Source organism: Streptomyces sp. NPDC102451 (assembly GCF_044765485.1).
GTDB lineage: Bacteria > Actinomycetota > Actinomycetes > Streptomycetales > Streptomycetaceae > Streptomyces.
The window spans coordinates 91,224-113,172 of the sequence record NZ_JBIWKD010000012.1 but is presented as its reverse complement, the minus strand read 5'-3'; the positions used below and the strand labels follow the sequence as shown (position 1 = coordinate 113,172).

27 protein-coding genes are annotated in these 21,949 nt (G+C 72.0%); 15 read left to right on the top strand and 12 right to left on the bottom strand.

Annotated elements, in window-relative coordinates; genetic code table 11:
• The first annotated feature begins 161 nt into the window (after positions 1 to 161).
• Complete coding sequence (locus tag ACIRD8_RS25105; RefSeq protein WP_403995931.1) at positions 162 to 605, top strand: nitroreductase family deazaflavin-dependent oxidoreductase; 444 nt, start codon at positions 162 to 164, stop codon at positions 603 to 605.
• 4 nt (positions 606 to 609) lie between these two features.
• Here the strand turns inward: ACIRD8_RS25105 and ACIRD8_RS25100 are convergent, their stop codons facing one another.
• The 3 genes from ACIRD8_RS25100 to ACIRD8_RS25090 form a co-directional block, all read right to left on the bottom strand.
• Complete coding sequence (locus tag ACIRD8_RS25100) at positions 610 to 1,539, bottom strand: PmoA family protein (RefSeq protein ID WP_403995653.1); 930 nt, start codon at positions 1,537 to 1,539, stop codon at positions 610 to 612.
• The gene (locus ACIRD8_RS25095; protein WP_403995650.1) at positions 1,536 to 2,735 is read right to left on the bottom strand and encodes a Gfo/Idh/MocA family protein; all 1,200 of its coding nucleotides are present in this window, start codon (positions 2,733 to 2,735) and stop codon (positions 1,536 to 1,538) included. Before ACIRD8_RS25095 ends, ACIRD8_RS25100 begins: the two co-directional genes overlap by 4 nt.
• Positions 2,736 to 2,845: 110 nt before the next feature.
• Positions 2,846 to 3,820, bottom strand: a complete 975-nt coding sequence (locus ACIRD8_RS25090) for an acetylxylan esterase (RefSeq protein ID WP_403995929.1) — start codon at positions 3,818 to 3,820, stop codon at positions 2,846 to 2,848.
• A 130-nt stretch (positions 3,821 to 3,950) separates the two neighbouring features.
• On the opposite strand from ACIRD8_RS25090, the gene ACIRD8_RS25085 reads away from it, so the two are divergent.
• Positions 3,951 to 4,238 (top strand): DUF2087 domain-containing protein, encoded by a 288-nt coding sequence (locus ACIRD8_RS25085; protein ID WP_403995648.1) that lies wholly within the window; start codon positions 3,951 to 3,953, stop codon positions 4,236 to 4,238.
• A gap of 75 nt (positions 4,239 to 4,313) precedes the next feature.
• Here ACIRD8_RS25085 and ACIRD8_RS25080 read toward each other — a convergent pair whose 3' ends face one another.
• Positions 4,314 to 5,138, bottom strand: coding sequence for an aldo/keto reductase (locus tag ACIRD8_RS25080; RefSeq protein WP_403995645.1), 825 nt, complete (start codon positions 5,136 to 5,138; stop codon positions 4,314 to 4,316).
• A gap of 271 nt (positions 5,139 to 5,409) precedes the next feature.
• Here ACIRD8_RS25080 and ACIRD8_RS25075 point away from each other — a divergent pair, with 271 nt between their 5' ends.
• A complete protein-coding gene (locus ACIRD8_RS25075) occupies positions 5,410 to 6,711 on the top strand; it encodes an alpha/beta fold hydrolase (protein ID WP_403995642.1) in 1,302 nt (433 codons plus the stop codon).
• Positions 6,712 to 6,721: 10 nt separating this feature from the next.
• Here the strand turns inward: ACIRD8_RS25075 and ACIRD8_RS25070 are convergent, their stop codons facing one another.
• Positions 6,722 to 7,294: a rhodanese-like domain-containing protein gene (locus ACIRD8_RS25070; protein WP_403995639.1), complete on the bottom strand. Its 573-nt coding sequence runs from the start codon at positions 7,292 to 7,294 to the stop codon at positions 6,722 to 6,724.
• Between the two features lie 214 nt (positions 7,295 to 7,508).
• On the opposite strand from ACIRD8_RS25070, the gene ACIRD8_RS25065 reads away from it, so the two are divergent.
• The 8 genes from ACIRD8_RS25065 (at position 7,509) to ACIRD8_RS25030 (ending at position 14,624) form a co-directional block, all read left to right on the top strand.
• Positions 7,509 to 8,240, top strand: a complete 732-nt coding sequence (locus ACIRD8_RS25065; protein WP_403995636.1) for a PIG-L deacetylase family protein — start codon at positions 7,509 to 7,511, stop codon at positions 8,238 to 8,240.
• A 72-nt stretch (positions 8,241 to 8,312) separates the two neighbouring features.
• Positions 8,313 to 8,912, top strand: a complete 600-nt coding sequence (locus tag ACIRD8_RS25060) for a helix-turn-helix domain-containing protein (RefSeq protein WP_403995633.1) — start codon at positions 8,313 to 8,315, stop codon at positions 8,910 to 8,912.
• Positions 8,913 to 9,015: 103 nt separating this feature from the next.
• Complete coding sequence (locus tag ACIRD8_RS25055) at positions 9,016 to 9,984, top strand: NADPH:quinone oxidoreductase family protein (RefSeq protein ID WP_403995630.1); 969 nt, start codon at positions 9,016 to 9,018, stop codon at positions 9,982 to 9,984.
• Positions 9,981 to 11,171: an acyl-CoA dehydrogenase family protein gene (locus ACIRD8_RS25050; RefSeq protein ID WP_403995627.1), complete on the top strand. Its 1,191-nt coding sequence runs from the start codon at positions 9,981 to 9,983 to the stop codon at positions 11,169 to 11,171. Before ACIRD8_RS25055 ends, ACIRD8_RS25050 begins: the two co-directional genes overlap by 4 nt.
• The gene (locus tag ACIRD8_RS25045; RefSeq protein WP_403995624.1) at positions 11,168 to 12,289 is read left to right on the top strand and encodes an acyl-CoA dehydrogenase family protein; all 1,122 of its coding nucleotides are present in this window, start codon (positions 11,168 to 11,170) and stop codon (positions 12,287 to 12,289) included. The genes ACIRD8_RS25050 and ACIRD8_RS25045 overlap by 4 nt, the downstream gene beginning before the upstream one ends.
• A 197-nt stretch (positions 12,290 to 12,486) precedes the next feature.
• Entirely contained in the window at positions 12,487 to 13,377 is an 891-nt protein-coding gene (locus ACIRD8_RS25040; RefSeq protein WP_403995621.1) for a phosphatidylinositol-specific phospholipase C/glycerophosphodiester phosphodiesterase family protein, read from the top strand.
• 136 nt (positions 13,378 to 13,513) lie between these two features.
• On the top strand, positions 13,514 to 13,708 hold the full coding sequence (locus ACIRD8_RS25035; RefSeq protein WP_099177066.1) for a hypothetical protein: 195 nt from the start codon (positions 13,514 to 13,516) through the stop codon (positions 13,706 to 13,708).
• A 166-nt stretch (positions 13,709 to 13,874) separates the two neighbouring features.
• A complete protein-coding gene (locus tag ACIRD8_RS25030) occupies positions 13,875 to 14,624 on the top strand; it encodes a hypothetical protein (protein ID WP_403995618.1) in 750 nt (249 codons plus the stop codon).
• A 5-nt stretch (positions 14,625 to 14,629) separates the two neighbouring features.
• On the opposite strand, the gene ACIRD8_RS25025 is transcribed toward ACIRD8_RS25030, so the two are convergent.
• Together ACIRD8_RS25025 and ACIRD8_RS25020 are read right to left on the bottom strand one after the other, a co-directional pair.
• A complete protein-coding gene (locus tag ACIRD8_RS25025; protein ID WP_403995615.1) occupies positions 14,630 to 15,247 on the bottom strand; it encodes an endonuclease in 618 nt (205 codons plus the stop codon).
• Complete coding sequence (locus ACIRD8_RS25020) at positions 15,244 to 15,426, bottom strand: hypothetical protein (protein WP_104782654.1); 183 nt, start codon at positions 15,424 to 15,426, stop codon at positions 15,244 to 15,246. Before ACIRD8_RS25020 ends, ACIRD8_RS25025 begins: the two co-directional genes overlap by 4 nt.
• A 127-nt stretch (positions 15,427 to 15,553) precedes the next feature.
• Here ACIRD8_RS25020 and ACIRD8_RS25015 point away from each other — a divergent pair, with 127 nt between their 5' ends.
• Positions 15,554 to 16,792, top strand: coding sequence for an aromatic acid exporter family protein (locus ACIRD8_RS25015; RefSeq protein WP_403995612.1), 1,239 nt, complete (start codon positions 15,554 to 15,556; stop codon positions 16,790 to 16,792).
• A gap of 6 nt (positions 16,793 to 16,798) precedes the next feature.
• On the opposite strand, the gene ACIRD8_RS25010 is transcribed toward ACIRD8_RS25015, so the two are convergent.
• From ACIRD8_RS25010 to ACIRD8_RS24990, 5 genes are all read right to left on the bottom strand, one after another.
• Positions 16,799 to 17,026 carry a CDGSH iron-sulfur domain-containing protein gene (locus ACIRD8_RS25010; RefSeq protein WP_403995609.1) on the bottom strand — a complete coding sequence of 76 codons (228 nt, stop codon included), beginning with the start codon at positions 17,024 to 17,026 and terminating at the stop codon, positions 16,799 to 16,801.
• A complete protein-coding gene (locus tag ACIRD8_RS25005) occupies positions 17,010 to 17,693 on the bottom strand; it encodes a HemK2/MTQ2 family protein methyltransferase (RefSeq protein ID WP_403995606.1) in 684 nt (227 codons plus the stop codon). The genes ACIRD8_RS25010 and ACIRD8_RS25005 overlap by 17 nt, the downstream gene beginning before the upstream one ends.
• 46 nt (positions 17,694 to 17,739) lie before the next feature.
• Positions 17,740 to 18,702, bottom strand: a complete 963-nt coding sequence (locus ACIRD8_RS25000; RefSeq protein WP_403995603.1) for an iron-containing redox enzyme family protein — start codon at positions 18,700 to 18,702, stop codon at positions 17,740 to 17,742.
• A 111-nt stretch (positions 18,703 to 18,813) separates the two neighbouring features.
• Complete coding sequence (locus tag ACIRD8_RS24995; RefSeq protein ID WP_403995927.1) at positions 18,814 to 19,833, bottom strand: PHP domain-containing protein; 1,020 nt, start codon at positions 19,831 to 19,833, stop codon at positions 18,814 to 18,816.
• A 2-nt stretch (positions 19,834 to 19,835) separates the two neighbouring features.
• Positions 19,836 to 20,267 carry a hypothetical protein gene (locus ACIRD8_RS24990; protein ID WP_403995600.1) on the bottom strand — a complete coding sequence of 144 codons (432 nt, stop codon included), beginning with the start codon at positions 20,265 to 20,267 and terminating at the stop codon, positions 19,836 to 19,838.
• Between the two features lie 125 nt (positions 20,268 to 20,392).
• On the opposite strand from ACIRD8_RS24990, the gene ACIRD8_RS24985 reads away from it, so the two are divergent.
• From ACIRD8_RS24985 to ACIRD8_RS24975, 3 genes are read left to right on the top strand one after another with little or no spacing between them, the layout of a single operon-like run.
• On the top strand, positions 20,393 to 20,713 hold the full coding sequence (locus tag ACIRD8_RS24985; protein ID WP_403995597.1) for a gas vesicle protein: 321 nt from the start codon (positions 20,393 to 20,395) through the stop codon (positions 20,711 to 20,713).
• Positions 20,714 to 20,745: 32 nt separating this feature from the next.
• Positions 20,746 to 21,195 carry a gas vesicle structural protein GvpA gene (locus ACIRD8_RS24980; RefSeq protein ID WP_403995594.1) on the top strand — a complete coding sequence of 150 codons (450 nt, stop codon included), beginning with the start codon at positions 20,746 to 20,748 and terminating at the stop codon, positions 21,193 to 21,195.
• 3 nt (positions 21,196 to 21,198) lie between these two features.
• Positions 21,199 to 21,948 (top strand): GvpL/GvpF family gas vesicle protein, encoded by a 750-nt coding sequence (locus ACIRD8_RS24975; RefSeq protein WP_403995591.1) that lies wholly within the window; start codon positions 21,199 to 21,201, stop codon positions 21,946 to 21,948.
• Position 21,949: the final 1 nt, after the last annotated feature.

Sequence of the window (21,949 nt, the reverse complement as noted above, 5' to 3'; positions counted from 1 at the left end):
GTTTCTGTGAGCGGATTTCTCCTCAGCCGTCTCACGGGGTTCCAGAGAATGAGACGGCATGCGGCGGGCAGGCTGTACGCCGGTGTCCCTGCGCGCCGCCGGTCCACGACGGAGCCATGATGGACACACGACCGCAGCACTCCGACGAGAGGACACGTGTCATGCCGATCGAGGGCGAGTACGAGCCGAGCCCGACGCAGTGGGTCCGTGAGCAGGTCGAGCTCATCGAGAGCTCCGGCGGAACACAGGGGACCACGATGCGCGGCATGTCCGTCATCCTTCTGACGACGCGCGGCGCCAAGAGCGGCAAGGTCCGCAAGACCCCGCTCATGCGGGTCGAGCACGACGGGGAGTACGCCGTGGTCGCCTCCCTGGGCGGCGCCCCCAAGCACCCCGTCTGGTACTACAACGTCCAGGCCGACCCCGAGGTGGAGCTGCGGGACGGGACCGTGAAGCAGGACATGGTCGCCCGCGAGGTCACGGGGGAGGAGAAGGCCCGCTGGTGGGACCGGGCGGTCGAGGCGTTCCCCGACTACGCCGACTACCAGACCAAGACCGACCGCGAGATCCCCGTCTTCGTCCTCTCCCCGGCCGGGAAGAGCTGAACCGCTACCAGGACAGCCTGGCGACCGCGGAGGCGATCCGGCCGCGGTCCCAGGTCCCGTCGGCGACCAGCACCCGGTAGCGGCGCGTCAGGGTCGCCCCCGGGTCCAGCACCAGCTCCTCGTGGAAGGCGAACGACGGAGCGACCGCCGCGAAGGGGGAGTCGCGCACGAACCAGTGCGCCGGATGCGCACCGCCCGCACCGGTGTGGTCGTTCTCGGGGGAGTGGACGAAGACGAGCGTCGCGTGACCGTCCGCCTCGTCGTGCTCACCGCTGTACGCCAGCCAGGGGGCCTGCCGCCCCATCATCTCCGGCCCCTCGCCTTCCGGGGCGATGATCCGCCCGCCCCGGAAGGCGCGCGGGCCCCTCCAGAACAGGCCGGTGTACCCGGCGTTCGGGCGGCCGTGCGTCGTCGGGCTGCCGAACCGGAGCGGCTCCCCGCGCCGGTTGGTGACCGCGGACGACCAGGTCAGCGCCCAGCTTCCGGCCACCGCGTCGATGTCGTGCACCTCGATACGGCGCGTCTCCTCGGCCCAGAGCTCCCCGCCGCGCGGGTGCCAGGTCAGCCGCTCCGCGAGACGGACCCCGCCGTCGTGCACCGACACCTCGTCGAAGCCGGCGTGTGCCATGGAACCGACGCGCTCCGGCAGGGCGAGATACCCCTCGCCGTGCACATAGCTGTTGCCGCCCCACAGATTGGCGCCCGACAGATGCGAGGCGGTCATCTGCAGGCCCTTGTGCCAGCGGTGGTCGTTGGGCCGGTAGCCCGTGACCACCTGGCCGGAGAGCGTACGCAGGGGGTGGATGTACGGCTTCGGGGCCTCCCATGCGTCCTCGGCCCGGTAGACGTAGCGCAGCAGTTCCACCCCGCTTCCCGTCGCGGTGACGGCGAGGTGGTCGCCGTGCCGGTGGACCAGGTCCACAGCCTTCGTCATGCCGGTGCCTCCACGGACTGTTCCACGGGCTGCTCTCCCCGCTGTTGCACGGACTGTTCCACCGGCTGCGGCGCCCAGCCGGGAGCGTTGCCGTGCAGCGCGCCGTAGTACGGATCGCCGGGCCCGATCTCGCCCGCCCGTACGGTGCCCCCGGTGAAGGCCGCCTTGTAGACCGCCGCGACCAGCTCCAGGCTCTTGCGGCCGTCCGCACCGCTGCTCCGCGGCCTTCGGCCGGCCCGCAGGTCCTCCAGCAGACCCTTCAGCTGCGCCTCGTGCGAGCTGGGCACATCGGGCCCGAAGTCCCGCCAGAGGTCCACGTCTTCGGACGTGACCCCGGGGGCGGGCGTGATCCGCCAGTCCGCGTTGCGATGCCCGTACAGATGGGTGAGCTCGACCGTCGCCCGTTCGCAGTCGATCCGGATCCGGCTGACCTCGTCCGGGCTGAGCACACTGTTCACGACGGTGGCCACCGCGCCGTTCCCGAAGCGGACGAGCGCGGTGGAGACATCCTCCGTCTCCACGTCGTGCACCAGCCGCCCCGCCATCGCGCGGATCTCCGCCCACGGGCCCAGCAGGTCGAGCAGCAGATCCATCTGGTGGATGCCGTGCCCCATCGTGGGCCCGCCACCCTCGCTGCTCCAACTGCCCCGCCAGGGAACGGAGTAGTACGCCTCGTCCCGGTACCAGGTGGTCTGGCAGTGAGCCACCAGCGGCCGGCCCATGGCCTGGCCGGCGAGCAGCTCCCGGACGTGCCGGGCGCCCGAGCCGAAGCGGTGCTGGAACACGATCGCCGCGTACGGACCGTCACCGCCGGAGCCCTCAGCCGCCTCGATCGCATCGAAGTCCTCCAGCGAGGGGCAGGGCGGCTTCTCGCACCACACCCACGCCCCGGCGCGCAGCGCGGCCACGGTCTGGTCGCGGTGGAACCGGGGCGGGGTGGCGAGCGTGACCAGGTCAGGGCGCTGCTCGGCCAGCATCCGGTCGAGGTCGGTGTACGGGTGGGCGATCCCCGCGTCGCCGCAGAATTCCTCGACGGCGGCTGCGTCGACATCGACCGCGGCGACGATCTCCAGCGGCTGCCCGGCGGCGAGCGCCGTCAGCGCGGGCAGATGGCTGCCACGCGCGATCGCGCCCGTGCCGACGATCGCGACCCGCACCGGCTTCAGGTGCGAAGGATTGCTGGTCGTGACAAACACCCCTTCAGGCGGAGACGTCGGGGCGCCCACCGGATAGTAAGCGCTTTCTCCCCGGGAAACCTAGGCTCCGCGCGCGGGATGGGTCAAGGGGTCCGGGCCGCGCGTGTACGTCAGGCCTTCAGCAGCCTCGGCAGCCGTGTGAGCTGCAGGGCGTGCTGGAACGGGCCGCCGCCCTCGTGGTCGTTGAAGTCGTACACCTCGATCTCCTTCTCGGCGTGCGCGTAGGCGTTGAAGGCGGCGAACACCGTGGACGGCGGGCAGGTCAGGTCCTCCATGGCCACGGAGAACAGTGCGGGTGCCCGCCCCCGCGCGGCGAAGTGGACCCCGTCGAAGTAGGCGAGCGTCCTGGCGGTCTGCTCGGCCCGGCCCCGGTGCGTCTTGAGGTAGTCACCGATCTCGCGGTACGGCTTGCGGTCGGTCATCCGGGTCGCCCGGGGGAAGTCGCAGAGGAACGGCACGTCCGGGGCGACGGCCGCCAGGTCCGGCATCAGTCCGCCGACGGCGAGGGCGAGGCCGCCGCCCTGACTCGCGCCTATGGCGGCGGTGCGGGACGCGTCGGCCAGCGGATGCGAACGGGCCGCCTCCACCGCGCGTACGGCGTCCGTGATCACTCTGCGGTAGTAGTACGTGGCCGGGTCCTCGATGCCCTGGGTCATGAAACCGGGCAGGGACGGGCCGGAGCCCACCGGGTCGGCGGTGTCGCCCGGGGCCCAGCCGCTGCCCTGGCCCCGGGTGTCCATCACGAAGTGGGCCATGCCGGCCGAGGCCCAGAGCAGATGGGCGTGGGGCAGGCTCCGTCCTCCGCCGTACCCGATGAACTCCACGACCACCGGCAGGGGTTCGGTGGTCCCGGCGGGTACGACGAACCACCCCTTGACCGGGTGGCCGCCGAAGCCGGCGAACGTGACGTCGTACACGTCGACCGTGACCAGGCCGATGTCGGTGCGCAGTTCGAAGCGGGCGTCAAGGTCGTGCGTGCCGGCCTCGTCGAGCGTGGCCGACCAGAACGCGTCGAAGTCCTCGGGCTCCACCGACCGGCTGCGGTAGGCGTGCAGTTCGTCGAGGGAGAGATCGAACAGGGCCATGCTGAACCGCCTCATGTCGTGAGGGTGAATGAATGGTCACACCGTACGACGGTCCGCCCGAAGGTCAACAAGCGCTCGAATCGTGGGAAAAGGCGTTGCCCGGCCGGCGGGCTCCTGAAAGGCTTCCTGCATGTCCGATACGGAACCCCGCGGTTCGCACCAGGTGGCCGCACTCTTCTCGGGCGGGCGCCTGACGGCGATCCCCCGGAAGCCCGCCCGCCGCGAGCAGTTGCTGGTGCATCTCGCGCACACGCTTTTCGAGCGGGATCGCGTCTACACCGAGCGCGAGGTCAACGACGCGCTGCTCACCGTTCACGAGGACTGCTCGGCCCTGCGCCGCTACCTGGTGGTGGCCGGCCTGCTGGAGCGGCCCAGGGACGGCAGCAGCTACCGGCTGGGAAACCCTTCGCGTTCGTGAAGCACGGCTGGGCAGGCGCAGTGCGCCTGCCCGGCTCCGGCGGTTCGTGGCCCGGTGGCGAGTCGTCGGCGCGGGTCAGTTGAGGGTGTCGGGGTCCGGGCCCGTCCGCATGCCACGGTCCAGGCCCGCGATCGCGTCCATGTCGGCGGCCGACAGCTCGAAGTCGAAGACATCGATGTTCTGCCGGATGCGTGCGGGAGTCACCGACTTGGGGATCACGACGTTGCCGAGCTGGAGGTGCCAGCGCAGGACGGCCTGGGCGGGAGTCCTGCCATGGCGTTCGGCGACCGCCACGACCGCCTCGTCGTCCAGCAGCGCGCCCTGCGCCAGCGGGCTCCAGGCCTCCGTGGCGATGCCGTACTCCTCGTGCACGGCCCGCAGCTCGCTCTGCTGGAGCCCGGGGTGCAGCTCGATCTGGTTGACGGCGGGGACCAGGGAACTCTCCTCCCGGAGGCGGCGCAGGTGCGCGGGCTGGAAGTTGGAGACACCGGCGGCCCGGATCCGGCCGTCGGCCAGCAGCTTCTCCAGGGCGCGCCAGGTGTCGGTGTAGAGGTCCCGGGCCGGGGTGGGCCAGTGGATGAGGTAGAGGTCCACATGGTCGAGGCCGAGCTTGGCCAGGCTCGTGTCGAAGGCGGCGAGCGTGGCGTCGTATCCCTGGTCCGCGTTCCAGAGCTTCGTCGTCACGAACAGTTCCTCGCGGGCGATCCCGGACTCGGCCAGCGCGCGGCCGACGCCTGCCTCGTTGCCGTAGACGGCGGCGGTGTCGACGGAGCGGTAGCCCGCCTCCAGCGCGGCGGCGACCGCGGCGGTCGTCTCGTCGTCGGGGACCTGGAAGACGCCGAAGCCGAGCTGCGGGATCGTGACGCCGTTGTTGAGCGTGACGGTGGGGACCGTGGGCATGGTGGGGCCTCTCCTGTGTCGGACCAAATCGATCCGCGTGCGGTGATTGCTGGCGTCAACAATAATTGCACACGCGGGTTAATGGCAAGCGCCGATAAAGTCCGCACCGTCCGTGCGCCCGGACGGGTCCGGCCCCGGCGGAACGCCGACCCTCACCCTCGACCGCAGGGTGAGGGTGAGGCGTCCGGGCGAGGGCCGCACATGGGCCGCGACCGGCCGGAACGCGGCGATGTGCTGAACTGTCCGGGAAGCACCGGATACAGGAGTTCACTTGAGCAGCTATCGCCAGCCCGGCATCGTCCTCACCGACCGACGGTTCACGGTCCCCCTCGACCACGAGGATCCGGGCGGCGAGACGATCGAGATCTTCGGCCGCGAGGCCGTGGCGAGCGGGAAGGCCGCCGAACACCTCCCGTGGCTGGTCTACCTGGAAGGCGGCCCCGGCTTCGGCGCCCGCCGCTTCGTGGGTACGGAGGCCTGGCTCGGGCGGGCGGTCCAGGAGTTCCGTGTGCTGCTGCTCGACCAGCGCGGCACCGGGCTGTCCACCCCGGCCAACCGGCAGACCCTGCCGGTGCGCGGCGGTGCCCGCGAGCAGGCCGACTACCTCGCCCACTTCCGTTCCGACAGCATCGTCCGCGACTGCGAACTGATCCGCCCCCGGCTCACCGGGGGAGCGCCCTGGACCGTCCTGGGGCAGTCCTTCGGCGGCTTCTGCGCCGTTCACTACCTGTCGGCCGCCCCGGAAGGGCTCGAAGCCGTCCTGATCACCGGCGGTCTGCCCTCCCTGGACGCACACGCCGACGACGTCTACCGGGCCGCTTACCCGCGGATCGAGCGGAAGGTGGCCGCCCACTACGCCCGTTACCCGCAGGACGTCGCCCGTGCCCGCGCCATCGCCGCACACCTCGCCGAGCACCGCCCGGACAGTGCCGGGCACACGCTGACACCCGAGGGATTCCAGTCCCTCGGCATCGTGCTGGGCTCCGGCAGCGGCAGCTACCAGCTGCACTACCTCCTGGAGAACGCGTTCGTCGAGGGCCCGCACGGCACCGAGCTGTCCGACGCCTTCCAGGAGGCCATGCGCACCGCCACCTCCTTCGCCGGCCACCCGCTGTACGCCCTCATGCACGAGGTGATCTACGGCCAGGGCGCACGGCCCACCGACTGGGCCGCCGAACGCGTCCGCGCCGAGTTCCCGCAGTTTGACGCCGCCACCGCCCTGGCCGGTGACGGCCCCGTGCTCTTCACCGGCGAGAGCATTCACCCGTGGCACTTCGAGGTCGATCCCGCGCTGCGTCCCCTGCGCGAGACGGCGGAGCTGCTCGCCGCCCGTACCGACTGGCCCGTCCTGTACGACGCGGAGCGGCTCGCGGCCAACGAGGTGCCGGTGGCCGCGGCCGTCTACCACGACGACATGTACGTCGACACCGGCCACTCGCTGCGCACCGCCTCCTCGATCCGCGGGCTGCGCACCTGGGTGACCAGCGAGTACGAGCACGACGGAGTGCGGGCGGGCGGCCCCCGTGTACTGGACCGCCTGCTCGCCCTCGTGCGGGGCGACAGCGACCGTTAGCCGGGCGCGGTCAGCCCTGGAGGGCGTCCAGCGTGGCGTCCAGGCCGGCCGCGGACTGCGGCGCGCGGTTGTACGGGAGCTTCGAGAGGGCGGCCGCCATGCCGCAGGTGTTGCTCACGGCGGAGTAGACGAGTCCGGTGCCGATGCCGGCCGACAGCCACCGTGCCGCCGGGAAGCGACGGCCGGCCAGCAGGCCGGCCACCACCAGTGAACCGGCGGCGAGGCGGACCTGGCGCTCCATCGGCCAGGTCGCCCGGGCGCCCACCGGGCGGTCGAGCCCGTGCCCGTCGCCCTCCCATGCGGAGGTCCCACCGGTCAGGGTGGCGGCGTCGATGTCGGCGTCGGCGAGGATCTCGCACGCCCTGGTGGACCGCACGCCGGAAGCGCACACCACGAGCAGCGAGCCGCGGGCGGAGGCCGACTTGAGTGCGGGCACCGCCTCGGTGAGCCGGTCGAGCGGGATGTTCAGGGCGCCGGGCACGTGTCCGGAGGCGTATTCGCCGGGGGCCCGTACGTCGATGACGGTGAACTCCTCCAGCCGGGCTGCGGCCTCGGTGGGGGAGAGGGAGGCGGGGCTGATCACGAGCGGGGTTCCTTTCGGTCGCCGGAGCGGGGGTCTTCCAGGGTCCTGCTCACCCCGGCGCCCCGGATCGTAATAATACCCCTAGGGGTATCGTCCTCCGGCTCTGCGCGGCCGGTCGTACGACGCGTCCGGCCGGAGCGACTCCTTGCTCCCTGCCCCGAACCGCTTCCGGAATGCACGTATCCGTCACCTTCCGCTGGATAGCCTGCCCGGTATGACACAGCAGCTGGAACCCATGCCCACGGACTGGCGCCGTGCCCTGGCGGTGGTCGCCCACCCCGACGACCTGGAGTACGGCTGCGCCGCTGCCGTGGCCGGCTGGACCGACGAGGGGCGCGAGGTCACCTACCTCCTGGCGACCCGCGGGGAGGCGGGGATCGACACGATCGCCCCGGCCGAGTGCGCTCCCCTGCGGGAGCGGGAACAGCGGGAGAGCGCGGCGGCCGTCGGTGCCGCCGCCGTGGAGTTCCTGGACCACCGGGACGGTGTCATCGAGTACGGCACGGCGCTGCGCCGCGACATTGCCGCGGCCGTCCGCCGTCACCGGCCCGAACTGCTCATCACCCTGAACCACCGGGACACCTGGGGCGGAGTCGCCTGGAACACCCCGGACCACCGCGCCGTCGGCCGGGCCACCCTGGACGCCGCCGGTGACGCGGGCAACCGCTGGATCTTCCCCGAACTGGGCGAGCAGGGCCTCGAGCCGTGGGACGGGGTGCGCTGGGTCGCTGTGGCGGGCACCGACCGGCCCACCCACGCCGTCGACGCGACGCCGGGGTTCGAGCGCTCCGTGCAGTCGCTGCTGGCCCACCGCACCTACATCGAGGTGCTGACGGACGACGACCCGGAGGCGTACTGCCGTACGTTCCTCACCGGCACCACCGGGGCGGCCGCCGAGCGCTTCGGCGGCCGCCCCGCCGTCACCTTCGAGCTCTTCGCCCGCTGACCTGCCCGCCTATAGGCCCGCGGCTCCTGCGCCTGATTGACAAACAGGGTTGCTGATTCTGCAATGGACGTCATGACGGAACAGCACCACGACGACCCGGACCTCGACGCCGTGCTCACCGGCGTGGGCCCACGGCTGAGGCGGCTGCGCAAGGACCGGGGGGTGACGCTCGCGGGGCTCTCCGAGGCCACCGGAATCTCCGTCTCCACCCTCTCCCGCCTCGAATCCGGCGGTCGGCGCCCCAGCCTGGAGCTGCTGCTCCCCATCGCCCGCGCCCATGAGGTGCCGCTGGACGACCTCGTCGGGGCGCCGCCGGTCGGCGATCCCAGGGTCAAGGCGAAGCCGATCGTGCACGGTACGAAGACCTCCCTGCCGCTCACCGCACGGCCGGGGGGCCTCCAGGCGTACAAGGTCATACAGGAGGCACCCTGCACCGAGACGCCCGAGCAGCGCACCCACGAGGGGTACGAGTGGCTGTACGTGCTCAACGGACGGCTGCGGCTCAAGCTCGCCGAGCACGACCTGGTGCTGGCCCCCGGTGAGGCCGCCGAGTTCGACACCAGGCTTCCGCACTGGTTCGGCCCCGCGGGCGACGAGCCGGTCGAATTCCTCAGCCTGTTCGGGCCGCAGGGGGAGCGGATGCACGTCAGGGCCAAGCCGAAGCGGTCGTGAACGGGTCCGGGGCCGGCCGGCCCGAGGTGTTCCCAGACGGGCAAGCGACCGCTTAGTATGCGGCGGAGCAGTGGTAATGCCGACAGTGTTGTGGAGGCCCCTCATGCAGGCATGGCGAGTGCACCGGAACGGCGAGCCGAGCGAGGTGATGGAGCTCGAGGAGACCGACCGGCCGACCCCCGGGGACGGGCAGGTGCTGCTGGAGGTGCGCGCGGCGAACATCAACTTCCCCGACGCGCTGCTCTGCCGCGGCCAGTACCAGGTGAGGCCCCCGCTGCCTTTCACCCCCGGTGTGGAGATCTGCGGCGTGACGGAGGACGGGCGCCGGGTGCTCGCCACCCCTGCCCTCCCCGACGGCGGATTCGCCGAGTACGTCGTGGCGGACGAGGCGGCCCTGCTGCCCGCGCCCGACGCATTGGACGACGCGGAGGCCGCGGCCCTGCACATCGGCTACCAGACCGGCTGGTTCGGACTGCACCGGCGCGCACACCTGCAGGCCGGTGAGACGCTCCTGGTGCACGCGGCCGCGGGCGGCGTCGGCAGCGCGGCCGTCCAGCTCGGCAAGGCCGCCGGCGCCACGGTGATCGGGGTCGTCGGCGGGCCCGAGAAGGCCGCGATCGCCCGCGAACTGGGCTGCGACCTGGTCATCGACCGCCGGAGCGAGGACATCGTCGCGGCGGTGAAGGAGGCCACGGGCGGACGCGGCGCGGACGTCGTCTACGACCCGGTCGGCGGCGACGCCTACGCCAAGTCCGTCAAGTGCATCGCCTTCGAGGGCCGTGTCGTCGTCGTCGGCTTCGCGAGCGGCACCATCCCCACACCCGGCCTCAACCACGCCCTGGTGAAGAACTACTCGATCGTCGGACTCCACTGGGGTCTGTACAACACCAAGGACCCCGCCGCCGTACGCGCCTGCCACGACGAGCTCACCAAGCTCGCGGCGCAGGGCGTCATCAAGCCCCTGATCAGCGAGCGCGTCCCCATGGCCGACGCGGCGCGAGCCGTCCAGCGGGTCGCCGACGGCACCAGCACCGGCCGCATCGTCGTCCTGCCGTCAGGAGGCACCCGATGAGCACCGCCATCGACGCGGCACAGGTCCGCCGCCTCACCCAGGAACTGCTGGCCGCCCACCCGCCGGCCACCACCGATCGCACCGACTTCCTCAAGGCGCGCTTCGACGCCGGCCTGGCCTGGGTGCACTACCCCGTCGGCCTCGGCGGACTGGACGCCCCGCGCTCCCTGCAGTCCGTCGTCGACGCCGAACTCGCCGCAGCGGGCGCCCCGGACAACGACCCGCGCCGCATCGGCATCGGCCTCGGCATGGCCGCCCCCACGATCCTCGGCTACGGCACCGAGGAGCAGAAGCAGCGCTTCCTGCGGCCGCTGTGGGTCGGCGAGGAGGTGTGGTGCCAGCTCTTCAGCGAGCCCGGCGCCGGATCAGACCTCGCCGCCCTCGGCACCCGCGCCGTCCGGGACGGCGAGAGCTGGGTGGTCGACGGGCAGAAGGTCTGGACGTCCAGCGCCCATGTGGCCCGCTGGGCGATCCTGATCGCCCGCACCGACCCGGACCTCCCCAAGCACCGCGGCATCAGCTACTTCATCTGCGACATGACCGACCCCGGCGTCGAGGTCCGGCCGCTGCGCCAGATCACCGGCGAGGCCGAGTTCAACGAGGTCTTCCTCACCGGCGTACGCATCCCGGACAGCAGGCGCCTCGGCCCGGTCGGAGACGGCTGGAAGGTCGCCCAGACCACCCTGATGAACGAGCGCGTGTCCATCGGCGGAGCCCGCATCCCCCGTGAGGGCGGCATGATCGGCACCGTCGCGAAGACCTGGCGCGAACAGCCCGGCCTGCGCACCCACGACCTCCACCAGCGGCTGCTCACGCTCTGGGTCGAGGCCGAGGTCGCCCGGCTCACCGGCGAACGGCTGCGCCAGCAGCTCGTCGCCGGACAGCCCGGCCCCGAAGGCTCCGGCATGAAGCTCGCGTTCGCCCGCCTCAACCAGGAGATCAGCGGACTCGAAGTCGAACTCCTCGGTGACGAAGGCCTGTTGTACAGCGACTGGACCATGCGCCGCCCGGAACTGGTCGACTTCACCGGACGGGACGCCGGTTACCGCTATCTGCGGTCCAAGGGCAATTCCATCGAGGGCGGTACGAGCGAGGTCCTGCTCAACATCGTCGCCGAGCGCGTCCTCGGTCTGCCCGCCGAGCCCCGTAACGACAAGGACGTCGCCTGGAAGGATCTCGCCCGATGACCGCACAGACCGAAGCCGCCCAGGCACCCGACCTGCTCTACTCGGAGGCCGAGGAGGACCTGCGGTCCGCCGTGCGTTCTCTGCTCGCCGACCGGGCCGACGCGCCGACGGTGATCGCCGGGATCGAGTCCGACACGCCGTACGACCTGCGGCTGTGGGAATCGCTCGCCGCGGGCATCGGAGCAGCCGGGCTGCTCGTCCCGGAGAAGCTCGGCGGTCAGGGAGCCACCCACCGTGAGGCCGCGGTGGTCCTGGAGGAGCTCGGCCGCAGCGTCGCCCCCGCGCCGTACCTGACGAGCGCCGTCGTCGCGACCGAGACCCTTCTCGAACTGGCCGCCGACGGCGGCCCGGCCGCCGGGCTCCTGGGCGAGCTGGCGGCGGGCAGCAAGGTCGCCGTGCTCGTCCTGCCGTTCGCCACGGCACCCGCCGACGGGGCCGCGTCGATGACCGGCACCCTGGAGCGGACCGTGACCGGCGTCGCGGAGGCGGCGGCGGCCGATGTGCTGCTGGTGCCCACCGCGGAGGGCCTGTACGCGGTCGAGGCCGGCGGAGCCGGTGTCGCCGTCCAGCCGCTCGTCCCGCTCGACCTGACCCGCCCGCTCGCCACGGTCGCCCTCACCGGGGCCACCGGCACCCTGCTCGCCGAGGCGGTCCCCGCGGCCGCGGCCGTGACCAGGGGCCTGCTGGCCGGTGCCGGACTGCTCGCGTCCGAACAGCTCGGACTGGCCGAGTGGTGCCTGACCGAGACCGTCCGGTACACCCGCGAACGCCACCAGTTCAACCGGCCGGTGGGCTCGTTCCAGTCACTCAAGCACCGGATGGCCCAGCTCTGGCTGGAGGTCGTCTCCGCGCGCGCCGCCGCCCGCAACGCCGCGGACGCGCTGGCGACCGGCAGCCCGGACGCGCCGCTCGCCGTCGCCGTGGCGCAGGCCTACTGCTCCGAGGTCGCGGTGCACGCGGCGGAGGAGTGCGTCCAGCTGCACGGCGGGATCGGGATGACCTGGGAGCACCCCGCGCACCTGTACCTGAAGCGGGCCAAGGCCGACTCGATCGCCTACGGAACCGCGGGTCGCCACCGCGAGGCCGTGGCGCGGCTGGTGGAGCTGCCGGCTCCGTGAAGCGGCGCGTGGCGGGGGCGTGTGCACACACGCCCTCGCCACGCGGGGCGCGGGGGAACAGCAGGCGCAGCGCGACCGACGTACGGACGAAGGGCGTTCCAACTCTTGGCAGGTACCTGCCTTTCGGTCGGTCCCCGCCTCCATACTCGTCGCGTCCCCGTCCGCTCTGCCCCCTCCGACCGCTTCAGGGAGACCCCATGGCACACCTGACCCGTCGCAGAGTCGTCACCACCGCCCTCGCCACGGCCGCCGCGGGAGCGTTCATCCCCGCCCAGACCGCAGCCGCGACCCCCACCGTGAACACCCGCCCCCGTGGCCCGCGGCCACTGGCCCGGGCCCACGCCCACAACGACTACCTGCACCCGCGCCCCCTCCACGACGCCCTCGCGCACGGTTTCACCAGCGTCGAGGCGGACATCTTCCTCGTCGACGGCGAACTGCTCGTCGCCCACGAGGCCGAGAGCCTCGACCCCGCACGCACCCTCGTCTCCCTCTACCTCGACCCCCTGGCGACCCTGGTGCGCGCCAACCACGGACACGTCCACGCCGGGCACCCCGCCCCGCTCCAGCTGCTGATCGACATCAAGACCGACGGCGCCGCCACCTACCTCCAGCTCGACCGGGTGCTCCACCGCTACCGCCACATCCTCACGCGCTCGGTCCACGGCCGGGTCCGCACCGGGGCCGTCACCGCCGTCGTCTCCGGCGACCGGGCCGCCCGCGTCCCGATGGAGGCACAGACCACCCGGTACGCCTTCTACGACGGCCGGCCGGAGGACCTCGGCACCGCAGCCCCCGCCTCCTTCATCCCGCTCATCAGCGGGAACTGGGCAACGAGCTTCAGCTGGCAGGGGACCGGCCCCTTCCCGGCGGCCGAACGCGACAGGCTCCGCACCCTCGTCGCGGCGGCGCACGCGAGCGGACAACGGGTCCGTTTCTGGGGAACGCCCGACCTCGCGGGTCCGGAACGCGACGCCGTCTGGAGCGAGCTCGTCGCCGCGGACGTCGACCACCTCAACACCGACGATCTGGCCGGTCTCGAGGGCTTCCTCCGCCGGCGCGAGCCCGGCAGCCGTCGGAACGGCTGACCGGCGCCGACGGCCGCATCCCGTCACCGTGAGTCAACACCCGTTCGGCGGACACGCCAGTGCGCTGAACGGCCCCTCCGCTGCGCCACACTGGCGGCCGAATGCCGCAATTCCGGCGCGGCGGAGGAGGTTGGCCATGGCCATTTCGATCTCAGTGGTGCTGCTCCTGCTGATCCTCGCAGTGATCTTCCTGCGCAACGGCGGGCTCAAGATCTCGCACGCGATCGTCTGCGCCCTGCTGGGATTCTTCCTCGCGGGTACGAGCATGGCTCCCACCATCCACGAAGGGATCACCGCCACCGCGAACGTGGTCAGCGGCCTGCGGCCCTGACCACACCACACGCACCGCCCGGGTGCGGGAGAATGTCGGCTGATCGCGGCACTGTGCCGCACGAGGCCCGGCGAGGGCGATACCGTCGTCGGAGGGCCCCTGCGCGCGCTTCGTCGACATGGCTTGGACCTGACCGGCCCTCGCCACGCACCTGGAGAACGTATCCATGTCATTCCCGCCCCCCGGACGGCACTCGGGCGCCGCCCACCACGAGTACTGCAACAACGCCCTGTGCTGCCGCTGCCAGCAGCGGCAGTGGACGACGAAACTCGGCGACGAGCGCCTCTGCGGACCCTGCGCCGCCTGCTGCCGCGACTGCGGCCGGGCGCCCGCACCCCACCTGGACGGCCTCGAGAACGGGCTCTGCGCCGAATGCAGGGGCCGGTGCGGACGGTGCCAGCGCGCGCTGCCCGCCGAGGGGCCCTGCAGCTGCCGCAAGTGGCGTGAGCGCGCGGCGGGCGACCCCGTCACGTACATCCTCCAGGCACTTCCGCAACCGCTGGTCCAGGCACTGGGCCACCGCCACCCCCGTACGGTGCACGACCTGATCCACCAGGAACTCGGCCGGCGCACCCCCGACCAGCTGCTGGAACGGCTCGAACGCCGGTGGAACGTCCGCTGGTCCCACGCCCTCCACGAGAAGGACGAGGACGGCCGGCGCCGCTGGGCACCCCAGGAGATCGCCGAGGCGCTCGTGAGCCCCGGCCGCTGCACGGACCCCCAGTGCGAGGACGGATACCTGATCACCGACGACACCCCGTGCGGCCGCTGCCTGCGCCCCACCCACCGCTTCGTCACCTCGGTGGCCGACCGGACGTCCACCTCGGAGCACGCCCGCACGACCGCCGCGCAGATCAGGCGCGCACTCGTGGAGGGCCGCTCCACCAAGCCGGGCAAGCGGCGGCCCACAGGCTGAGCGGTTCAGCCCTTGTCCAGCGCGCCCCGCACCAGTGCCGCGGCGAGCACGGCCGGGTCCTGGCCCTTCGCCAGCCGGCTGAGCTCGTCCGGCGTGGTGGGCAGACCCAGCCGTTCCGCTCCCTGGAGCGCCTTCGCGTCAAGATAGGGCGACGCCTCGGGCCACACCGTCTGCACCTCGCGCAGGAAGATGTCGGCGCCCGTCGGCCCGATGCCGGGGAAGCGCCGGAGCCCCGCACGCAGCGTGTCCATGTCGCCGTCGGCCTCCCGGCGCAGGCGCCGCAGATCCCCGCCGTACGCGTCGAGCAGGAGCAGCGCGCCGTCCCCCAGCTGGGTCGCCGTCCGTTCGTCGTACCGGCGGTAGCCGCCCTCGCCCAGCGCGTCGACACGCTCCTGCCACGTGGCGTCGGCCATACGGCGCGGCGTGCGCAGCCGGTGCGAGAAGAGCGCCCGAGCCGAGGCCACGGCGATGTCCGCACGGATCCGCGCACTCAGCAGAAGGCTCAGGACGAGCAGCTGGTACAGCGGCTGGGGAGTGTCACGCAGCCGGACACCCGCCTCCGCCGCATACGTGGTGCCGTGCCGCTCCAGCAGTGAGTCCAGGGTCCGGCGGGACGACGTCATGTGAACCCGAAGATCCGCGCGATGAAGTACCCGGCGACGACGAGTGAGCCCAGCAGCACCACGGCTGCCCAGAAGACCGGGTGTTCCCAGATCCCTCCGTCGGCGCGTTCGACGTGTGCTTCGCTTATGCAGCCCTCGGCGGGAGGCGTCTCCGTGGGGGGCGTGAGTGAGATAGCCATGTCTCCACCTTCTCTCCGAGCGCCCGCGACCGCGAGGCCGGTGCCGATGGGGGCACGCGTACGTCCGTACGGATTCCGACCGGTCCCCGAACCGCTGCGGGAGCGCGGAACGGGGCACCGTCTAGGAATGCCTGCAGTCTCCACGCCCGAACCCGTCGTCAAACTCGTCCAGCGCACCACCGAGCCGGCCGCGGCCCAGACGCTGCGGTCGACGGCGGCGGCCGTGATCGCCTTCGCGGTGGCCCAGGCGGTCCTGCCCGCCCCGCACCCCGCACCCCTCACCGCGCCCCTCACCGCCCTCCTCGTGGTGCAGGTGACGCTCTACGCCACGCTCACCACCGGGATCCGGCGCGTGAACGCCGTCGTCGTCGGGGTCCTGATCGCCAGCGGATTCAGCTCCCTCGTGGGGCTGAGCTGGTGGAGCCTCGGACTGACCATCTTCACCTCCCTGCTGATCGGACGACTGGTCAGAGTCAACGAGTTCGTACCCGAGGTGGCCATCAGCGCGATGCTGGTCCTCGGCGTGTCGCAGGTCGCCGCCACCGCCTGGGAGCGCGTGCTGGAGACGCTGATCGGGGCCGGCGTCGGCCTGCTCTTCAACCTCCTGCTGGCACCGCCCGTCTGGGTCGAGTCCGCGGGCGCGTCCATCGGCGGCCTGGGGGAGCGGATGGGAAAGATGTTCCGGGCCCTGGGCGAGGAGATCGGCGGCAACCACCCCGTGCGGGAGGCCGCCGCACGGCTGCACGAAGCCCGCCGCCTCGACCACGACATCGTGGAGGTCGACGCATCGCTGCGGCAGGCCGAGGAGAGCCTCATGCTCAACCCCCGCGTCAAGCAGGGGCTGCTCTACCGCGTCGTCCTGCGGACCGGGCTCGACACGCTGGAGATCTGCGCCGTCGTGCTCCGCGTCCTCACCCGCACGCTGACCGACCTCGCCAAGGCGCGCACCGAGGAAGCGCTCTTCCCCGAGGACGTGGCCACGGACCTCAGGGAACTGTTCGGGCACATGTCCGATGCCATCGAGGGGTTCGCGTTGATGATCACCACGCCGATGGCCGAGAGCGGTGAGGAGGCCGAGGAGCGACTGGCTGACGCGCTCGCCCGGAGCCGCGCGACCCGCGACCGGGTGGCGGACCTGCTGCTCGAAGACGTCCAGGAACACCCCAGGCAGTGGCAGCTGCACGGCGCACTGCTCGCCGAGGTCGACCGCATCCTCGACGAACTCGACATCGACAAGCGCACGGAGCGCCTGGCCGAAGAGCTGGACCGCCGTTCGGCCGAGGCCCACGAACGCCACCCCCGGCTGCGGGAGGTGTCCCGCCGACTGCGCGGGGCGAAGCGGACGAGGCCTCGCACCGAGGAGTGAGAGACATCAGTCCGCCGACCGGTGGGACCCCTCGCCCGGCCGCGTACGGCGTCGGTGGCTGGTGTCGCACCACGGGTACATCCGGCTGCGACGGCACATGCAGAGGGCCACGACGAACCGGTCGGAGGTGGCCACGCTGCCGTCCGCGCAGGTGACCTCCACCGGGCCTTCGAGCAGCAGCGGCCCTTCGTCGCCGAGGGTGATCCGGCACGGGCGTTCAGGCTTGTTCGGCACGGATGACCACCAGTTCCTCCGCCGTCGCCGTGCCGTCCACCAGCCCCGTATCCCGGAGCCACCGCAGTCTGGAGCGCAGCACCGGCCCGAGGGGCACCAGGGCCCGGTCGCTGACCTGGGCCCGCAGCCCGGCATCGGAGAGGCGCCGCAGGGTCACGTCGCTGTCGCACAGACCGGAGTGGACGAGCAGGAGACGTCCTCCGGGGCGCAGCGCGGCCGGGGCGGTCCGGCAGACCCGGTCGAGGATCGCCCGGCCGTCGCGCCCGGCCTCCCAGGCCCGCGCCGCACCGTGCCCGGGGAGCCGGCCCAGGGGCGACGGCACGTAAGGCGGGTTGCAGATCACCAGGTCGTAGGACCGGCCGGGCAGTGCCGAGAGGAGATCGCTGCGCCGCACGGTGATGCGCCGACGGTGCAGCAGCGCGTTCAGCCGGGCGGTCGCCACGGCCCGCCGCGCGACGTCCACAGCCGTCACCCGCGCTCCCAGCCGCGCCGCGTGCAGAGCGAGGGCGCCGCTGCCCGTGCCGACGTCCAGGACCTCGGTGCCGGGACCGATCTCCTCCCGGTTCAGCGCCGCCATGAGCAGACGGGTGTCGTGCTGGGGGGCGTACACCCCGGGGAGGGTCATCAAGCGGACGGTACGGGCGTCCTCGGCCACGTCTGCGGACATCTGCGCTCCATTCGGTGGTTCGCCGGCGGTACGGACGGGGCGGTGTTCAGGCCTGCCAGTCCGTGAGCAGCCGGTCTCCGAGCCTGTCCTCGAGACACGAGGTGGCGGTGATGCCGAACGCGACATCGGCCGCCAGTCCGGGTTCGTCCTCGAGCAGACCGCCGATCACGTCGCGGCGCACCACCTGCTCGTGCACCGCGTCCGCCTCGACGTGCTCCGTGTAGAAGAACTCCGCTGCCGGGCCCGCGCCGGTGCGCTTCATGGCATCGGCGAGGCGCCGCGACGCGGGGGAGGAGGTGATCTCGACAGCGGCGAAGTGGCCCACCAGCGAGCCGCGCAGTCGGCGGTGCAGGCCGAACAGCGACATCAGGTTCACCAGGGCCAGCATGGGCGCGCAGCCCTCGTCCAGATAGCGGCCGTACGCGGTGTCGAGTCCCAGATCGGTCATGAGGCCGGCGAACAGCTGAGCATGGACACGGTCCGCGCGCCCGGCGCCGAACTCGTCGTACTCGATCGCCGCCATGCCCGCCTTGGCCCGGCCGCTGAGCCGGGGCAGCACCCAGGCGTGCGGGTCGGCCTCCTTGAGGTGGTACAGCGAACGCTGCATCGCGTAGGCACGCAGATGGCGCAGCTCGCCCCGGTCCTGGAGGAACCACGAGACGCCGGTGCCACGGACCGGTTCCACGAGGAGACCGTCCAGGACCTCCTCCAGGCTCGCGTCCACCGGGGCGTCGTGCCGCAGAGCCGTCAGGAAGCGGTCCTCCATCGCGGCGCGAACCGTGAGCAGGGGCGGATCCCACTCCAGTTCGGGACGTACGCCGCTGAACCCGCGGTAGTGCAGCTCGTAGCAGACGTACAGCGCGAGCTGCAGATCGTCGCCGTAGGGTTCGGCGCCCCGCGCGGTCTCCGGATCAGGCAGAGCGCCGTCGTCCCGCAGGTAGCCGATCACACCTGCGGACAACACCCCGCGTGCTCGCGGAAGGGAAGGGCCCGTGCGGTGAGGTGACATGGCTTTCCTCCTGCCCCGGCATGCCCCGGAGTCACATGGACAACCGAGATCGACTGTACGCCGAAGGCCCGCGACCAGCCTGTCCGCGCCGGTGCACCCCTGCAGGGAGCACTACCGGCGGTGCTTCTCGCCCGTCCACCCCAGGAGCCGTTCCACGGGCCAGGTGGTGACGACACGGTCCACGGGGACCTCGCACTCCTCGGCCCGCGCGCACCCGTAGATCTGCCAGTCCAGCTGCCCCGGCGCGTGCGCGTCGGTGTCGATCGACAGGAGAGCACCCGAGGCGACCGCCTGCCTGAGCAGGCCGCGCGGGGGATCGAGCCGCTCCGGACGGCAGTTGATCTCCACCGCCGTGCCGGCCTCGGCACACGCCTCGAAGACCCGGTCCGCGTCGAACTGCGATTCGGGCCGCTTCTTCCCGCCGAGGAGCCGCCCCGTGCAGTGCCCCAGGATGTCCGCGTGCGGATCGCGCACGGCGGCGAGCATCCGTTCGGTCATCGCGGCCGCGTCCATGCGCAGCTTCGAATGGACCGAGACGACCACCACGTCGAGCCGCTCCAGCACGTCGTGGTCCTGGTCCAGCGAGCCGTCCTCGAGGATGTCGCACTCGATTCCCGTGAGCAGACGGAAGGGCGCCCACTGCTCGTTGAGCTCCGCCACGACGGACAGTTGTTCGAGGAGACGTTCGGTCGAGAGCCCGTTGGCCACGGTCAGCCTCGGGGAGTGATCGGTGAGCACCGCCCACTCATGGCCCAGCTCGGCCGCAGCCCGGCCCATCTCCGCGATCGGACTGCCCCCGTCGGACCAGTCCGAGTGCATGTGGCAGTCACCGCGGAGGGCAGCGAGGAGTGCCTCACCGCCCGTGGCCAACGGCGCCGAAGCCTCTTCCTCGAGCGCCTGGAGATACGCCGGTGTCGCGCCCTCCACCGCCTCGCGGATCACCTTGGCAGTCTTCGGCCCGATGCCACGCACCGTCTCCAGTGAACCGTGTGCCACCCGCTGGGCGATCTCCTCCGCGCTCATGGAGCCGATCGCTTCCGCGGCCGTGCGGAAGGCCTTCACCCGGTACGTGGCAGCCTGGGACCGCTCCAGGAGGAACGCGATCCGCCGCAGGGCGTCCGCCGGATCCACCGTCATGGCCGCGCGGTGTGATGAGGGTGGCCGCGCGTACGGCGGGCTTCCTTCATCTCCGCCTCGTAGAGGTGGCGCCGCCCTCCGACGAGCTCCCGGCGCACCCGCTCCTCGACAGCGACGAACGGCCGGTAGTACGTGTCGTCGTACGCCTCGACGATCTGGAAGGTCCAGCGGCCGGGAATGACGTTGCGGCCCAGGATCTCCCGTTCCACCAGGTCGGCCTGGTCAGCGTGGCCACCCATCCGGAGCAGTTCGACCGCCCGGTCCAGCGTCAGGTCCGCACCGCCCGTGAGCTGATGGAATCCGAAGAGCTGCCCCCGGGCACGCTCCACCCCCTCCAGCGCCTCCGTCAGCGCTCCGAGCGCCTCGACGGCCCCGGATGGCCGTACGTGCTCTTCATCGGGCCCGTCAGGGCCGCGGCTCTCGCTCATGCCTACGACTGTGCACGCGTCGCGGGTGCCGCGTCCCGCCGGAACGGCGAAAGGGTGAGTGCCTCCGCCGGCCACCGGTCCGCCGTCGAGGTGCGCCGGAACCGATCCTGACCAGACTGGATTCCATGGCAGAGAACCGTCGAGCCCGATCCGGGCACACAACGAAAACGGCAGCCCCACGCTCGTCGTCCCGACGCGGCCCCGAGCACGCTGCCCGTGCTGCCAGCGAGAGCCTGGAACGACTGATCTGTCACCCCGCCGAGGGGGTGTCGGCCGTGCGGCGGAACGACGACGGATGGTGCGTCGTCGTCGACGTGCTCGAAGTGCCCCGCATCCCGGACACCACAAGTCTGCTGGCCTCCTACGAGGTGCAGATCGATGAGCGGGGCGAACTCGTGGAGTACAGCAGGGTCCGCCGCTACAGGCGTGGCTCCGCCGACGAATGACCCGTTTCGCCCCTCACCCGGAAGGACACCCCATGACCCCGACCATGTACGCCGACGAAGTCGTCCCCTGCGCGCCCAGGGCCGGCACGCTCTACGACGTCCTGGAACTGATCCTCGACCGGGGCATGGTCATCGACGTGTTCATCCGGGTGTCACTGGTCGGAATCGAGATCCTCAAGATCGACGCGCGCATCGTCGTGGCGAGCGTGGACACCTATCTGCGTTTCGCCGAGGCGTGCAACCGGCTCGACCTGGAGCGCGACTCGGGCAGCACCACCGTCCCCGAGCTGCTCGGCGGGGGCGTCGCCAAGTCGGTCGGCAAGCGCAAGGTGCGGAGGGCGGCGGAGTCCGTGGGGGACACCGTGCGCAACGCGGTGGGTGTCGGCGACGGGGACGACGAGGAGGAGCGGGAAGAACGGCCGAAGAAGCGCCGGGCGCCCGCACGCGACAGTGCGAGCCGGCGCCGACGCGCGGAGGCATGAGCCGTGACCGAGAACGGCGTGTACGTGTACGCGATCATCCCGGCCGGCGAGGCACTTCCGGCAGGCGGGGCCGGCGTGGGCAGCCCTCCGGCCACGCTGCGGCTGGCCGGTGACGGGCGCGTCACCGCCGTCGTGAGCGACGCACCGCCGCAACTGCGGGCCCGGAGACGCGATCTGATGGCACACCAGGAGCTGCTGCTGCGTCTCTCGGACAGCGGCCCGGTACTGCCCATGCGGTTCGGTGTGGTCGCGCCGGACGAAGCCTCGGTCCGTGCGCAGCTGGCCGGCTCGCAGGCCGAGCACCTCGCGACCCTCCGCCACCTCGGCCGGAGCGTGGAGATCAACGTGAAGGCGCTGCCGGCCCAGGACTCGCTCGCCGCCGTCGTCGCGGAGGAGAAGAACGTACGGCGTCTGCGCGAGGAGGTCCGACGGCGCCCCGGCTACGAGGCGAACGTCCGGCTCGGTGAGGCCGTGTCCACTGCTCTCTCCCGCCGGGCGGCCGAGGCGGGGAAGAAGCTCCTTCACCAGCTCACTCCCATGGCCCGTGCGGTGGCCGCCGGGCCGGAGGTCCATGGGTGTGCGCTCAACGTGTCGTTCCTCGTCGACCGGAACGAGAGCGACGCCTTCCGGGCAACGGCGCGGCGGTTCGCCGACGCGAACCGGGAGCGCGTCGAGCTACGTGTAGCCGGGCCGCTGCCCTGCTACAGCTTCGTCTCCTCCCGCAGTCCGCAGCCGACGGCCGCGAGGGTCTGAC

Excerpts from the sequence above, each read along its gene's own strand:
- ACIRD8_RS25105 (WP_403995931.1), top strand. The coding sequence starts at position 162 with ATGCCGATCGAGGGCGAGTACGAGCCGAGCCCGACGCAGTGGGTCCGT.
- ACIRD8_RS25100 (WP_403995653.1), bottom strand. The coding sequence starts at position 1,539 with ATGACGAAGGCTGTGGACCTGGTCCACCGGCACGGCGACCACCTCGCC.
- ACIRD8_RS25090 (WP_403995929.1), bottom strand. The coding sequence starts at position 3,820 with ATGGCCCTGTTCGATCTCTCCCTCGACGAACTGCACGCCTACCGCAGC.
- ACIRD8_RS25085 (WP_403995648.1), top strand. The coding sequence starts at position 3,951 with ATGTCCGATACGGAACCCCGCGGTTCGCACCAGGTGGCCGCACTCTTC.
- ACIRD8_RS25080 (WP_403995645.1), bottom strand. The coding sequence starts at position 5,138 with ATGCCCACGGTCCCCACCGTCACGCTCAACAACGGCGTCACGATCCCG.
- ACIRD8_RS25065 (WP_403995636.1), top strand. The coding sequence starts at position 7,509 with ATGACACAGCAGCTGGAACCCATGCCCACGGACTGGCGCCGTGCCCTG.
- ACIRD8_RS25060 (WP_403995633.1), top strand. The coding sequence starts at position 8,313 with ATGACGGAACAGCACCACGACGACCCGGACCTCGACGCCGTGCTCACC.
- ACIRD8_RS25055 (WP_403995630.1), top strand. The coding sequence starts at position 9,016 with ATGCAGGCATGGCGAGTGCACCGGAACGGCGAGCCGAGCGAGGTGATG.
- ACIRD8_RS25050 (WP_403995627.1), top strand. The coding sequence starts at position 9,981 with ATGAGCACCGCCATCGACGCGGCACAGGTCCGCCGCCTCACCCAGGAA.
- ACIRD8_RS25045 (WP_403995624.1), top strand. The coding sequence starts at position 11,168 with ATGACCGCACAGACCGAAGCCGCCCAGGCACCCGACCTGCTCTACTCG.
- ACIRD8_RS25040 (WP_403995621.1), top strand. The coding sequence starts at position 12,487 with ATGGCACACCTGACCCGTCGCAGAGTCGTCACCACCGCCCTCGCCACG.
- ACIRD8_RS25035 (WP_099177066.1), top strand. The coding sequence starts at position 13,514 with ATGGCCATTTCGATCTCAGTGGTGCTGCTCCTGCTGATCCTCGCAGTG.
- ACIRD8_RS25030 (WP_403995618.1), top strand. The coding sequence starts at position 13,875 with ATGTCATTCCCGCCCCCCGGACGGCACTCGGGCGCCGCCCACCACGAG.
- ACIRD8_RS25025 (WP_403995615.1), bottom strand. The coding sequence starts at position 15,247 with ATGACGTCGTCCCGCCGGACCCTGGACTCACTGCTGGAGCGGCACGGC.
- ACIRD8_RS25020 (WP_104782654.1), bottom strand. The coding sequence starts at position 15,426 with ATGGCTATCTCACTCACGCCCCCCACGGAGACGCCTCCCGCCGAGGGC.
- ACIRD8_RS25015 (WP_403995612.1), top strand. The coding sequence starts at position 15,554 with ATGCCTGCAGTCTCCACGCCCGAACCCGTCGTCAAACTCGTCCAGCGC.
- ACIRD8_RS25005 (WP_403995606.1), bottom strand. The coding sequence starts at position 17,693 with ATGTCCGCAGACGTGGCCGAGGACGCCCGTACCGTCCGCTTGATGACC.
- ACIRD8_RS25000 (WP_403995603.1), bottom strand. The coding sequence starts at position 18,702 with ATGTCACCTCACCGCACGGGCCCTTCCCTTCCGCGAGCACGCGGGGTG.
- ACIRD8_RS24990 (WP_403995600.1), bottom strand. The coding sequence starts at position 20,267 with ATGAGCGAGAGCCGCGGCCCTGACGGGCCCGATGAAGAGCACGTACGG.
- ACIRD8_RS24985 (WP_403995597.1), top strand. The coding sequence starts at position 20,393 with ATGGCAGAGAACCGTCGAGCCCGATCCGGGCACACAACGAAAACGGCA.
- ACIRD8_RS24980 (WP_403995594.1), top strand. The coding sequence starts at position 20,746 with ATGACCCCGACCATGTACGCCGACGAAGTCGTCCCCTGCGCGCCCAGG.